Annotated in this window: 12 protein-coding genes; 4 read left to right on the top strand and 8 right to left on the bottom strand. The window is 68.7% G+C overall.

The window, feature by feature from the left end; translation table 11 throughout:
- Nucleotides 1-6 precede the first annotated feature (6 nt).
- Genes gltX through ACFX59_RS16860 form a run of 3 tightly spaced genes read left to right on the top strand, consistent with a single transcriptional unit; the run spans nucleotide 7 to nucleotide 2,945 of the window.
- Nucleotides 7-1,443 (top strand): glutamate--tRNA ligase, encoded by a 1,437-nt coding sequence (gltX, locus tag ACFX59_RS16870; protein WP_387433931.1) that lies wholly within the window; start codon nucleotides 7-9, stop codon nucleotides 1,441-1,443.
- A gap of 2 nt (nucleotides 1,444-1,445) precedes the next feature.
- Nucleotides 1,446-2,729: a citrate synthase gene (locus ACFX59_RS16865; protein WP_307099687.1), complete on the top strand. Its 1,284-nt coding sequence runs from the start codon at nucleotides 1,446-1,448 to the stop codon at nucleotides 2,727-2,729.
- Between the two features lie 3 nt (nucleotides 2,730-2,732).
- Nucleotides 2,733-2,945, top strand: a complete 213-nt coding sequence (locus tag ACFX59_RS16860; protein ID WP_307099688.1) for a hypothetical protein — start codon at nucleotides 2,733-2,735, stop codon at nucleotides 2,943-2,945.
- 42 nt (nucleotides 2,946-2,987) lie between these two features.
- Here ACFX59_RS16860 and ACFX59_RS16855 read toward each other — a convergent pair whose 3' ends face one another.
- The 4 genes from ACFX59_RS16855 to ACFX59_RS16840 form a co-directional block, all read right to left on the bottom strand.
- Nucleotides 2,988-4,331, bottom strand: coding sequence for a sensor histidine kinase (locus tag ACFX59_RS16855; RefSeq protein ID WP_387433963.1), 1,344 nt, complete (start codon nucleotides 4,329-4,331; stop codon nucleotides 2,988-2,990).
- Between the two features lie 5 nt (nucleotides 4,332-4,336).
- A complete protein-coding gene (locus tag ACFX59_RS16850) occupies nucleotides 4,337-5,401 on the bottom strand; it encodes a DUF2336 domain-containing protein (RefSeq protein WP_387433927.1) in 1,065 nt (354 codons plus the stop codon).
- A 35-nt stretch (nucleotides 5,402-5,436) separates the two neighbouring features.
- Nucleotides 5,437-6,621, bottom strand: coding sequence for a hypothetical protein (locus ACFX59_RS16845; RefSeq protein ID WP_387433925.1), 1,185 nt, complete (start codon nucleotides 6,619-6,621; stop codon nucleotides 5,437-5,439).
- A 69-nt stretch (nucleotides 6,622-6,690) separates the two neighbouring features.
- On the bottom strand, nucleotides 6,691-6,984 hold the full coding sequence (locus ACFX59_RS16840) for an Hpt domain-containing protein (RefSeq protein WP_309696322.1): 294 nt from the start codon (nucleotides 6,982-6,984) through the stop codon (nucleotides 6,691-6,693).
- A 102-nt stretch (nucleotides 6,985-7,086) separates the two neighbouring features.
- On the opposite strand from ACFX59_RS16840, the gene ACFX59_RS16835 reads away from it, so the two are divergent.
- The gene (locus tag ACFX59_RS16835) at nucleotides 7,087-9,393 is read left to right on the top strand and encodes a hypothetical protein (RefSeq protein ID WP_387433922.1); all 2,307 of its coding nucleotides are present in this window, start codon (nucleotides 7,087-7,089) and stop codon (nucleotides 9,391-9,393) included.
- A gap of 152 nt (nucleotides 9,394-9,545) precedes the next feature.
- Here ACFX59_RS16835 and ACFX59_RS16830 read toward each other — a convergent pair whose 3' ends face one another.
- From ACFX59_RS16830 to ACFX59_RS16815, 4 genes are all read right to left on the bottom strand, one after another.
- Nucleotides 9,546-9,821, bottom strand: coding sequence for a DUF1467 family protein (locus ACFX59_RS16830; RefSeq protein WP_387433919.1), 276 nt, complete (start codon nucleotides 9,819-9,821; stop codon nucleotides 9,546-9,548).
- Nucleotides 9,822-9,825: 4 nt separating this feature from the next.
- Complete coding sequence (locus ACFX59_RS16825; RefSeq protein ID WP_387433917.1) at nucleotides 9,826-11,460, bottom strand: ribonuclease J; 1,635 nt, start codon at nucleotides 11,458-11,460, stop codon at nucleotides 9,826-9,828.
- Nucleotides 11,461-11,597: 137 nt separating this feature from the next.
- A complete protein-coding gene (locus tag ACFX59_RS16820) occupies nucleotides 11,598-12,377 on the bottom strand; it encodes a type III pantothenate kinase (RefSeq protein WP_387433915.1) in 780 nt (259 codons plus the stop codon).
- Nucleotides 12,378-12,386: 9 nt separating this feature from the next.
- The gene (locus tag ACFX59_RS16815; RefSeq protein WP_387433913.1) at nucleotides 12,387-13,091 is read right to left on the bottom strand and encodes a biotin--[acetyl-CoA-carboxylase] ligase; all 705 of its coding nucleotides are present in this window, start codon (nucleotides 13,089-13,091) and stop codon (nucleotides 12,387-12,389) included.
- Between the last annotated feature and the right edge of the window lie 5 nt (nucleotides 13,092-13,096).

Here is a 13,096-nt window from a genome sequence, read left to right as displayed (position 1 = left end):
GCGCGGTTGAGCGCAACAGATGATATCGCCACCGGGTCGGCCGCAGGCGAAGTGGTCACCCGCTTCGCGCCCTCGCCGACCGGCTTCCTCCATATTGGCGGCGCGCGCACCGCGCTGTTCAACTGGCTGTTCGCCAAGGCGAATGGCGGCAAGTTCCTGCTGCGCATCGAGGATACCGACCGCGCCCGTTCGACCCAGCCCGCGATCGACGCGATCCTGGACGGCATGCGCTGGCTGGGCCTGGACTGGGACGGCGAGGCGGTGTTCCAGTTCGCCCGCGCCGACCGCCATGCCGAGGTGGCGCGCGAGATGATGGCCAAGGGCCATGCCTATCGCTGCTACATGACGCAGGACGAGATCGCCGCGCAGCGCGAGGCCGCGCAGGCCGCCAAGCAGCCTTTGCGCATCCGCTCGCCCTGGCGCGACGCCGACCCCGCGACCGCGCCCGAGGGCCAGCCCTTCGTCGTCCGCCTGCGCGCCCCGCGCGAAGGGGCGGTCACGATCGAGGACCGGGTGCAGGGCAGCGTCACCGTGCAGAATGCCGAGCTGGACGATCTGGTCCTGCTCCGCTCCGACGGCACGCCGACCTATATGCTGGCGGTGGTGGTCGACGACCATGACATGGGCGTGACCCATGTCATCCGCGGCGACGATCACCTCAACAACGCCTTCCGCCAGCTTCCCATCTACAAGGCGATGGGCTGGGCCGAGCCGATCTATGCGCATATCCCGCTGATCCACGGATCGGACGGCGCCAAGCTGTCCAAGCGTCACGGCGCGGTCGGGATCGAGGCGTATCGCGACGAGATGGGCATCCTTCCGGAAGCGCTCGACAATTATCTGCTCCGCCTGGGCTGGGGTCATGGCGATGCCGAGATCATCGCGCGGGACGAGGCGGTGAAGTGGTTCGACCTCGCCGCCGTGGGCAAGGCGCCGTCGCGCTTCGACCTGAAGAAGCTGGAAAATCTCAACGGCCATTATATCCGCGAAGCCGACGACGCGCGCCTCGCCGCGCTGACCGCTGGCCGCATGGGCGTGGAGGAGGTCGCGCTGCTGACCGCCGCGATGCCCTCGCTGAAGCCGCGCGCCGCCAATCTGAACGAATTGGCCGATGGCGCGCGGTTCCTTTTCGCGACCCGTCCGTTGACCATGGATGATGCCGCCGCCGGTCTCCTCGATGAAAAGGCACGGCACATTCTCTTTTCCGTACACACCGCGCTTGACGCGGTGCACAACTGGGATACGGAGCTTTTGGAAGACGCGGTACGCAAGGTGGCCGAGGCAGAGGGCGTCAAGCTCGGCCAGGTCGCTCAGCCGCTCCGCGCTGCCTTGACCGGACGCAAGACGTCACCGGGGATCTTCGACGTGCTCAGCCTGTTGGGCCGTGAGGAAAGCCTGGGTCGGATCGCGGACCAGATGACCGCAGATAGGAAGGATAATTGAGCATGAGCGACACCGCGAAATTCAACATCGCAGGCAAAGAGTTCGACTATCCGGTCATGTCGGGTTCGATCGGCCCGGACGTGGTCGATATCCGCAAGCTCTATGCACAGACCGGCGCGTTCACCTATGACCCCGGCTTCACCTCGACCGCTTCGTGCCGGTCGGAGCTGACCTATATCGACGGCGACGAGGGCGTGCTGCTCCATCGCGGCTATCCGATCGGCGAGCTGGCCGAGAATAGCAGCTTCATGGAAGTCGCCTATCTGCTGCTGAACGGCGAACTGCCGAACCAGGACGAGCTGTCGGGTTTCACCAACACCATCACGCGCCACACCATGGTGCATGAGCAGCTGGCGGCGTTCTTCCGTGGCTTCCGCCGCGACGCGCACCCGATGGCGATCATGTGCGGCGTGGTCGGCGCGCTGTCGGCCTTCTATCACGATTCGACCGACATCCATGATCCGGTGCAGCGCACCATCGCCTCGCACCGCCTGATCGCCAAGATCCCGACGATCGCGGCGATGGCGTACAAGTATTCGGTGGGCCAGCCCTTCCTGTACCCGGACAACTCGCTGTCCTACACCGGCAACTTCCTGCGCATGACCTTCGGCGTCCCCGCCGAGCCGTATGAGGTGAACCCGGCCGTCGAAAAGGCGATGGACCGCATCTTCATCCTGCACGCCGATCACGAGCAGAACGCCTCGACCTCGACCGTCCGTCTGGCGGGCTCGTCGGGCGCCAATCCGTTCGCGTGCATCGCGGCGGGCATCGCCTGCCTCTGGGGTCCGGCGCATGGCGGCGCGAACGAAGCCGCGCTCAATATGCTGCGCGAGATCGGGACGCCCGATCGCATCCCCGAGTTCATCGCGCGCGCCAAGGACAAGAATGATCCGTTCCGCCTGATGGGCTTCGGTCACCGCGTGTACAAGAATTACGACCCGCGCGCGACCGTGATGCAGAAGACCGTGCGCGAAGTGTTCGACGCGCTGAAGGTCAACGATCCGCTGTTCGAGACGGCGCTCCGCCTCGAAGAGATCGCGCTGAGCGACGATTATTTCGTCGAGAAGAAGCTGTTCCCGAACGTCGACTTCTATTCGGGCGTGATCCTGTCGGCGATCGGCTTCCCGACCGAGATGTTCACCGTGCTGTTCGCGCTCGCCCGCACCGTCGGCTGGGTCGCGCAGTGGAACGAGATGATCACCGATCCCGACCAGAAGATCGGCCGTCCGCGTCAGCTGTACACCGGCCCGACGCAGCGTTCGTACGTTCCGGTCGAGCAGCGCTAAGCCATGAACCGGTTCCGGCCGATCCTGATCGCCATCGGTGTCATGCTGACGCTGACCGGGCTGTTATGGATCGGTCAGGGGCTGGGCTATATCCACTGGCCCGAACAGAGCTTCATGCTCGGCCAGGGCCAGTGGGCCGATCGCGGGGCCTTTGTCGCGGTGGCGGGATTGCTGATGATCCTGATCGCGCGCAGGCTGCCCCGGCGGCGGCGCTGAATGGATAGCGACGACAGGAAAGGGCTCCTTCGGGAGCCCTTTTTATTGGGCGCGCAGCCCGAAGGTGAAGGTCGCACCCTCGCCCGGCACGCTCTCGACGCTCAGGTCGCCCCCCATCGCGCGCGCCAGACGGCGGGCGATATAGAGGCCCAGGCCATTGCCGCCGGGCTCGGACGGATCGACCCGCTCGAACTTCTCGAAGATGCGCCGCTGATCCTCGGGGGCGATCCCCTTGCCCTGGTCGGTGACGCGGACCAGAGCCCATTCCTCCTCGCGCGTGACGCCGATGACCACCTCGCCGCCTTCCGGCGAATAGCGCAGCGCATTGCCGATCAGGTTGATCAGGATCTGGAGCGAACGGCCGAAATCGCCGGTCGCGGGCATGGTCTCCGCCGGATCGGGGCGGCGCACCCGGACCCCCGCCGCGTCGGCGCGAACCGCGAGCAGCCCGGCCGCCCGGCGCGCGACGTCGGCCAGGTCCATCGGCGTGGCGGGCAGCGTGAAATCGGGCTGCTCGACCGCCTGCAACTCGACCAGATTGTCGACCAGCCCGAGCAAATGCCGACCGGCATGCGCGATGTCGCTGGCATATTCGGCATAATCGGCCGCGATCGGGCCGTCCGCCCGTGCGGCGATGCTGTCGGCATTGGCGACGATCCGCGCCAGCGGCGTGCGCAGCGCTCGGTCCAGCCCGGCGGTGAAGCTCTCGGTCAGCGGCGGATCGCCCAGCATGGCGGCCGGATCTTCGTCCCCACCCTCTGGATCGACCAGATAGGTCGCACCGATCAGCCCCGCTATGCCGCCCATCCCGTCATGGCGCACCGCCGCCGACAGCCGGACCGCCGCATCGGTCGGCACCAGCCGCGCGCCCCGTCCGTCGAGCGGGGCCGCCTCGTTGAACAACCCCGCCTCGCCGGTATCGAAGACGAACAGCGCGCTGAGCGGACGCCCCAGCAGCGCGGCGGCGTCGATGCCATGATGCAGGCCAGCTTCGGGCGAAAGGAATGTCAGACGCAGCGCGGCGTCGGTTTCCCAGCGGAAGTCGGCACCCGCCGTCGCATAATCGGGGGGCGTCGCGCGCGGCTTCCACGCCGCCCGGTCGCGCCAGCCGCTGACGCTCAGCCGGATCTGCCCCGTCTCGGGCCGGGCCTGGACCCAGAGGTCGAGATCGCCCTCGTCATCGGCAACGACGACCCGGCGCGAGACCGCGACGCCCAGCCGCCGTGCGAGTCGGGCTATCCGCGCGATCGGCGCCACCGCCAGCCGGTCGGACGAGTCGCCGCCCGCGCGGATGTGCAGCAGCTCGATCGGCGGGTCGGCCGACAGGATACGGTCGCTGCCGTCCAGAATGGCCCGCGCCACCATCGATTCGCCGGGGCCGCTCATCGCGCTCACCGGCGGACAGCCCCGTCCAGCCGGTCGATCGCATCGCGAAACCCGCGCGGCAGGGTCAAAGGAGCGAGCGCACGCCTGGCATCCTCGGCCGTCACCGTCATGATCGCGTCCAGCGCGTCGGCGAACCCCTCGATATCGCGGGCGCCATCCGCCTCGCTCAGCGCCAGCCCGATCCGGCCCAGCGTCGCCCGGTTCATGTCGAGCGCGCGCAGCACCAGCCAGAGGCGATCCCCCTCCGGCTCCAGCACGATGTCGCGCATATCGGCATCGTCGATGCCCGTCCCGCGCGCGAGAAAGGCGATGAACAGGCCCAGTTGCCGGTCGGACAGGCTCTCGACCAGCAGATCGGGCAATTCCCCGGCCCGCGCATCGATCGCCGCCGCCAGGCGACGCGCCGCCACGTCCGGCCGAATCCCGTCTGCCTGCGCCGCCAGCAGATGATCCGCCGCCAGCGTCAGCGCGCGGTCGAGCGTGGGGTCGTCACCATCGCGCAGCGCGGCGGCCACGGTCCAGACCAGCTGGCGGTGAAGCGCTTCGGGCAGGCAGGGCGCGACGCTTCCCTGCCCCGCCGCCCGGCTCGCCCCCTCGGCCAGCAGCACCGCCCGCGCGGCGTCGGAGACATTGGGATCGGGTGCCTCGGCCAGCCGTACGAGCAGGCTCGTGCCGTCGCTCGCCAGCGCCTCGGTCGGCAGCGCGTCGGCCAGCAGCCGCTGGCGCAGTTGCGCGACAAGTTCGGTTACCAGTTCGGGATCGGCGAGCAGCCCGGCCCGGCGCAGCCGCTCGACGGTGGCGGCCACGGGGCTGCGCCACGCGACCTCGCCCTCCATGTATAGCCCCGCCTGGTGCCGCAGGTCGCGCGCCACCCCCTCGACCAGATCGTGCAGCCGCGCGATCACGGTCAACCGGATGCGTTCGCTCAACCGACCATCGTCATCCAGCGCCAGATCGACCAGCGCCGCCCGCCGCCGCCGCGTATCGCGCGCGCGCGCCGACGCGACCCGCGCGGACAATCGCGCGCCCTGCCAATGCACGGCATGATAAGGGTCCGGGTCGACCGCCATTCCGAACCGCTAACCCGTTTGATCTTAATGCGACACTAAACTTGCGCGCGTAATGTCTCGATTGCGGACGCCAGGGTCGCAATCGCATAGATGCTGGCCAGCACCAGCCCCCACAGGCCGATGCCGAGCAGCGTCGCGGGCAGGATCACCAGCAGATAGGCGGGCGGGCTCGCCCACCAGCGGCGGCGGAAACGATAGAGCGCGGCGCGCTCCGCCAATATGCCGAGGACGACCAGGACCAGCGCCATGGCCAGCCCCAGATCGTCGGCCCAGGCCCGGTAATGCTGCCACCCCAGCGCCATGATGGCGAGCGCCGTGAGCACCGCGATCGCGGCCGACAGCGCGCGCGCCGCCCCCTGTTCGTCGCGCAACCCCGCCAGCGTCTCGCCCAGCCCCAGCCCCAGCGTGCCGATCATCGCCAGGAACAGGCCAAACCCCGGAAATCCTGTCAGGATCAGGATCAGCCCGAGCAGCCCGGCGCCGCCACCGACCCCGCCCGCGACATGGGCAGGCACCGACCGTTCGACCAGCCGGGGCAGCGCCAGCCGGGCGATCGGCGCCAGGATATAGCGATCGAACCAGCTCCGCCGCCCCGACACCAGCCGCGCGACGACCGCCCGCCCCCGCGCATCGAGCGTCTCGGCGTGGTGGACGATGCCGTGCCCGGCCTTCTCCGCATCGGCGGGCAGCAGGATATGCGTCGCCCGCGCCTGCGCGGCGAGGCGGAGCAGCGTCGATTGCAGATCATAGTCACGCGGCAGCGCGGCCACCTCAGCGACGCGACGCGGATCGAGCCGAGCGACCCCCGCCCAGGCCATCTGGCTGCCGACCCGCTCCAGCCCCGGCTCGGCCCCCGCCTCGGGCACGACCATCAGCGCGTCATGGCCGGTGTCGCGCAGGACATGCGCGATCGTGTCCTCGGTGGTGATCAGCCCGTCCGCCAGCACGACCAGGCGCGAGAGCGGATGCAGCTTTTCCGCTGCCTCGACCGCGCTGCGCACCGTGTCGACCACCACGCCACGCTGTGCGATTCGGGCGATCGCGCCGAGCAGTTCGGGGGTCAGGCGCGCAACGACGATGATGATCTGCGCCGCCCCCGCCGCGATCAGCAGCCGCGCCTGATACTCGATCAGGGTCACGCCCGCGAACGGCAAGGTGGCCGTCAACCGTCCGGGACGGTCGTCGGCATCGTCAATCGCGAATAAAAGGCCGGATAACATCGCCCGCTGTTAGGCGCTTGGCGCGGCCCATGCCAGCCCCGAGCGCCGATGAACGGATCGGCGCGGGCGTCAGAGCCGCGCGACGACCTCGCCGATCCGGACCAGCAGTTCGGCGTCGGGCGCATCGCGCGTCGCCGCCTGCGCGGCCAGCGTCATCAGCGGCAGCGCATTGACGCTGGCCGCCAGCCCCTTCAGGCGGAGCGCCGCCTCTCGCCACCCCTGCCCGCCCTCTGCCGCGTGCAGCGTTTCCACCGCATGGTTCACGCCGTCGACAAAGGCCCGGCGCAAATCCTGGATCACCGCAGGCTCATCACCGGCCACCGCCGCCAGCGCGGAATCGATTGTTCCGTGTTCATAGGTCATTCATGGCCGCTTACCCGGATTGCCCACGACACGGAACAGCGCAAATGACTTTCTGCCGTCGGCAAACGTGATAAACCGACCCATTGTGACACGGGGGCTCGGATGATCGTGGATATGCGCGCGGAGCGTCAGGACAGGCCGGATATCGCCGACGTGGAAAGCCATGACGGGCGCTATGATCCGGTCTTTGCCGAGCCCGTGGCGGCGCCGCCCGCCAGCCCGTGGCTGGACGACGGCCCCCTGCCCCCACCCGAGGACCCCGCCCCGCGCTGGCCGATGATCCTGGCGATCGGGGCATCGGTGCTGTGGTTCGGCGGCATGCTGGCCTGGGGACTGCTGGGCGCGAACGCCCCGTCGGCCGAGGGGCTGGCCTCGTTCGCCACGCTGGCGCTGGCCGGGCCGATGCTGATCGCGATCCTGTGGCTGCTTGCCCAGCGCAGCAGCTCTGCCGAGCAGCGCCGTTTCGCGATGACCGCGCATGACATGCGCCGCGAGGCGATGGCGCTGGAGCGTGCGGTCGGGATGATCGGGCGCGCGCTGGAGGCCAACCGATCCGAATTGTCGGCGCAGGCGATCGCGCTGGGCGAGATGGCACAGGCCGCCGAAACCCGGTTCAACGCGATCGCGCGCGACCTGTCCGACGATATCCAGATGGTCGAGGCGCATGGCCGCGTGCTGAGCGATGTCGCCGGGACCAGCCAGGCCTCGCTCGCGCACCTGCTCGACGCGCTGCCCCGCGCCGTCGACGAGGTCGGCGAGGCGGGCGACCGGATGGCCGAGGCGGCGCGATCGGCCGAGAGCCATGCCGCCGCGCTCGATGCGCAACTGGTCGCGCTGGGCCGCCGGGGGCAGGATGCGGACACCATCGCCAGCGGCGCGGCGCAGCGTCTGGCGACCCATATCGAACAGATGGAGGCGACCAGCCGGACCGCCAGCGCGCATCTGGAAACGGTGACGGCCAGCGTCGCGACGACGATCGACGCGCTGCTCGACCGCACCGCCGAAGCGATCGACCAGTCGCGCAAGGGCATCGCCGCACAGGGTGACGCCATGCTGGCGATGGTCGGCGCCAATCAGGCCGCACTCGAAAGCGCCGCGCGCGACAGCGCCGATGCGCTGGCAGAGCGGGTGGGAAGCGTCGACCAGGCCATTGCCCGCCTGACCGCCGAGCTGGAGGGGCAACGGATCGCAGGCGAGGCGATGATCGACGCGCTGGACGCGCAGCTCGACCGGGTGGAGGCGCGCATGGCCGTGCTCCACACCCAGGGCACCGAAAAATCGCAGATGCTGGCCGCGTCGATCAGTGCGCTCGGCGGATCGGCGGACGCAATGACCGGCGCGCTGGAAGCGGGTGAGGCGATGGCCAACCGGGTCATCGCCACCACCGAAACGCTGCTGATCGCGCTCGACGCCGCCGCGCGCGAGATTGACGAGACGCTGCCCGAGGCGCTGGGCCGGCTCGACCAGCGGATGCACGCCAGCCATGAGGTCGTGGTCGAGACCAAGCCCGAGCTGCTCGCGCTGGTCGCGGCGGCCGAGAGCACGCATGAGGCGATCGCCGCCATCGCCGACGTCATCGCTGAACAGCGCCAGACGCTGGAAACGCTGTCGGGTTCGCTGATCGAGACGCTCTCGACCGGCCGGGCCAAGGCCGATGCGCTGGGCATGATGGTCGACGAGACGATCGACCGCTCGCACCGCTTCGCCGACGAGGCCGCGCCCAAGCTGGTCGATGCGCTGCTGCGTGTTCGCGAGACGGCGGCGACCGCGGCGGAAAGCGCCCGCGAGACGCTGGCCGAGGTCATTCCCCAGGCCGCCCATGCGCTGGAGATCGCCAGTGCCGAGGCGATGCGCCGCGCGACCGGCGACACCGTCGAGCGCCAGGTCCATGCCATCGTCGAGGCGACGCAGGGCGCGGTCGAGGCCGCCACTCGCGCCACCGAAAGGCTGGCCCGCCAGGCCGAGCAGATTGCCGAGAAGACGGCCCTGGTCGAAAACCGGATCGAGGAGGCCCGCACCGAGCGGGAGGAGGCCGACCGCGACAGCTTCGCCCGCCGCGCATCGCTGCTGGTCGAATCGCTCAATTCGGCGTCGATCGACATCGCCAAGATCTATGCCCCCGAGGTCACCGACAGCGCCTGGGCGGCCTATCTGAAGGGGGATCGCGGCGTCTTCACCCGGCGTGCGGTGCGCATCCTCGACTCGCATCAGGCGCGCGATATCGCCGAGTTGTATGACGACGACCTGAAGTTCCGCGAGCATGTGAACCGCTACATCCACGATTTCGAGGCAATGCTGCGCGGCGTGCTGGCCCAGCGGGACGGATCGCCGCTGGGCGTGACCTTGCTGTCGTCGGATATGGGCAAGCTCTATGTCGCGCTGGCCCAGGCGATCGAGCGGCTGCGGTAGGCGGGATCAGGCGCGTCGCCTGGCCACGTGCACTTCGACTTCGCTCCGTGCGAACGGAGGTGCAAACACGGCCCCGCGTCCTATCCCGACCTCCGTTCAGCCTGAGCGAAGTCGAAGGCCACGCATCGCCACGGCCACAGGCCAAACCAGGCTCAGAGGCCCCGGCTCATCCCGCTCCAGTCGAGCATGTCGGCGGTGATCCAGCCATAGACATAGTTGAGGTAGAACAGCACGAACATCACCGTCGCGGTGATCGTCGTGCGCCGCAGGAAGCGCCCGACGGCAAAGACGTGCGGGGCGCTTTCGGCGGTGCCGGGGATGTGCACCTCCCCGGCCTCATGCGCGGTCCTGACCCCGAAGGGCAGGACCAGGAACACCGCGAGGAACCAGAACAGGACGTAGATCGCAAGCGCCGACGTCCAGTGCATGGCATCAGCCCTCGATCAGGAGGACGTCGACGATCGGCTTCTTGCCGGTCCAGCGGGTCGCGACCCGGCGCACCGACAGGCGGATATCCTCGCGCAGCTTGTCGGTGGCGCGGCGCGGGCCGTCCACCGCCTTGGCGGCGGCCGCCACTGCTTCGGCGATGAAGGCATCGCGCTCGTCCTCGACGGGCACGCCCTGCACCCGCACCTGCGGACTGCCGACCAGCCGCCCCTTGGCGACCGCGACGCCGACCGAGATCTGGCCGTTGATCGCCAGCTTGCGGCGCTCGTTCATCGTCGACCCGTCCGAGGGCAGGATCACGTCGCCGTCCAGCACCAGACGGCCGACCGGCGCGTTGCCGATCTTGGTCGCATTGCCCGGCAGCAGGCGGACGATGTCGCCGTCCGACTGGACCAACGTCTGCGGCACGCCCTGCGTCGTCGCGAAGCAGGCATGTTCCATCATGTGCCGCATCTCGCCATGCACCGGCATCAGCGTGCGGGGGCGCAGCCACTTGTACATCTGGGCCAGTTCGGGCTGGCCGGGATGGCCCGACACATGGACATGCGCCTGGCGCTCGGTGACCATGCGGACGCCCTTGCCCGCCAGGATGTTCTGGATACGACCGACCGCGGTCTCGTTGCCCGGAATCTGGCGCGCGGAGAAGATCACCGTATCCCCCGTGTCGAGGCGGATCGTATGGCTGCCCTCGGCGATGCGCGACAGTGCGGCGCGCGGCTCGCCCTGCCCGCCGGTCGCGACGATCAGCACGCGGTCCTTGGGGAGCCGCATCGCGGTTTCGGGATCGACCGTTTCGGGGAAGCCCTTGAAGTAACCACAGGCCTTGCCGACCTTCAGGATCCGGTCGAGCGAGCGGCCGGTGACGCACAGCTTGCGCCCAGTCTCCTTGGCCACCTCGCCCAGCGTCACCAGACGCGCGGCATTGGAGGCGAAGGTCGTGACGACCACCCGGCCCTTGGCCTTGGCGACCGTCTCGGCGATGCCCGGACGGACGCTGGCTTCCGAGCCCGAGGCTTCGGTGTTGAAGGCGTTGGTCGAATCGCAGACCAGGATGTCGACACCCCGGTCGCCGATCGACGACAGCTGCGCCGGGCTGGCGGGCTTGCCGATCACCGGGGTCGGGTCGATCTTCCAGTCGCCGGTGTGGAACACCCGGCCGACAGCGGTCTCGATCAGTAGCGCATTGGCCTCGGGGATCGAATGCGACAGCGGAACGAAGGTGAAGTCGAACGGGCCAACCTCGAACGCCTTGCCCGCCTCCATCACGCGCAGCTTGACGCGGCTGGCGCTGCCCTCTTCCTCCAGCTTGCCGCGGACCAGTCCGGCGGTGAAGGCGGTGGCATAGATCGGCACGCCCAGGTCTTCGGCGAGATAGGGCAGCGCGCCGATATGGTCCTCATGCCCATGGGTCAGCACGATGCCGACCAGATCGTCCAGCCGATCCTCGATGAAGGACAGGTCGGGCAGGATCACGTCGATGCCGGGATAGGCCGGATCGGCGAAGGTGATGCCGCAATCGACCATCACCCATTTGCCTTCGGTGCCGTACAGGTTCACGTTCATGCCGATTTCGCCCGAGCCACCGAGCGCGCAGAACAGCAATTCTTTCTTGGGAGTCATTCACTTCCTGACAATGAGCGCCCACCCCGCTGAAAGCGGGTCCGGGGCGATAGGGGTGCGCCGGTCAGGGCGCGGTCATCTCTTCACGGGCCATGCGCCCTGCGGCATCTCGCGGGCTGCACGATCCGAAACTCTCGTTACCGAATATGGGCGCGTTCCCACAGGATCGCCAGCCCCTGAATGGTCAGATCGGGTTCGATATGATCGAATACGTCGGTATGCGGGCTCAGCAGCGTGGCGAGACCGCCGGTCGCGAGCACCTTGACCGGCCGCCCGACCTGCGCCTTCAACCGCGCGACCAGCCCCTCGATCATCGCGACATAGCCCCAGAAGATGCCGATATGCATCTGGTCGACCGTGTTGCGGCCGATGACGTTGCGGCTTTCCGGCGCCTCGATCGCGATACGCGGCAGCTTGGCGGCGGCGGTGACGAGCGCGTCGAGCGACAGGTTGATGCCCGGCGCGATGATCCCGCCCTTATAGGCGCCTTGATAATCGCTGATGTCGAAGGTCGTCGCGGTGCCGAAATCGATGGTGATCAGATCGCCAGGATAGAGCGCGTGTGCGGCAATGGTGTTCACCGCGCGGTCCGCGCCCAGCGAGGCCGGCTCGTTGACGTCGATCTCTATGCCCCATTCGGCGGCGCCGCGACCGGCGATCAACGGGTCGACCTTGAAATATTTCTGCGCCAGCACTTCCAGATTGTGGAGCGCGCGCGGCACCACGGTCGCGATGATGACCCCGGTCACATCCTCGCGCGCATAGCCTTCCAGTGCCAGCAACTGGTTGATCCAGACCGCATATTCGTCGCCGGTCCGACGCGGATCGGTCGCGATCCGCCAGCGGCCCTTGATCGTCCGCCCTTCGAACAGCGCGAAGACCACATTCGTGTTCCCGGCATCGATCGCAAGCAGCATGGGGGTCCTTCAGATCAGGAAAATATCACCGGCATGGATGACATGCACCGAGCCATCCGCCAAGCCGAGCCGTAAAGCCCCGTCCCCCGCCAGTCCGTCGAAGACGCCGTCCAGGCTCTGTCCGTCAGGCAAGCGGGCATTCAAGGGCGTGCCACGCGGATGCGCCCGCGACTCCCAGCGCGCGGTCACGGCGGACAGACCCCAGGTCCGCCACGCCTCGACCCAGCAGGCCATGGCCTCGGAAAGCCGGTCCTGCATCGCCGCCACGCTGACTGCCGCGCCCTGTGCCGCCAGCGAGGTCGTTGCCCGGTCGGGCAGGTCGGGCGCGGAGGCCAGGTTGATGCCGATGCCGATGATGACCGCGTCCCCCACCCGCTCCAGCAATATGCCGGACAGCTTGGCGCCGTCGATCAGCAGGTCGTTGGGCCATTTGAGGCGAAGCCGGTCTTCGATCGCGGGGAGGCAGGATCGCACCGCCTCTTCGATCGCCACCGCGGCGACCAGCGCCAGCGTCGCGGGGCTCGGATCGCCCGGCTGCAACCGCACCAGCGTCGATCCGTAATAATTGCCGATGGGCGAGGACCAGTCTCGCCCCTGGCGTCCGCGCCCCGCCGTCTGGCGGTCGGCGCGGAGCCAAAGACCGTCTTCGCCGCCCGCTTCCGCAAGCTGGCGAAGATCGGCATTGGTCGATCCCGTTTCCGGGACGTGCAGCACTCGGC

Origin of the sequence: Sphingomonas sp. NCPPB 2930, assembly GCF_042867205.1 — a bacterium.
Taxonomy (GTDB): Bacteria; Pseudomonadota; Alphaproteobacteria; order Sphingomonadales; family Sphingomonadaceae; genus Sphingomonas.
Note: the sequence above shows the minus strand (reverse complement) of the source record. Positions and strands in the feature narration are given on the sequence as shown.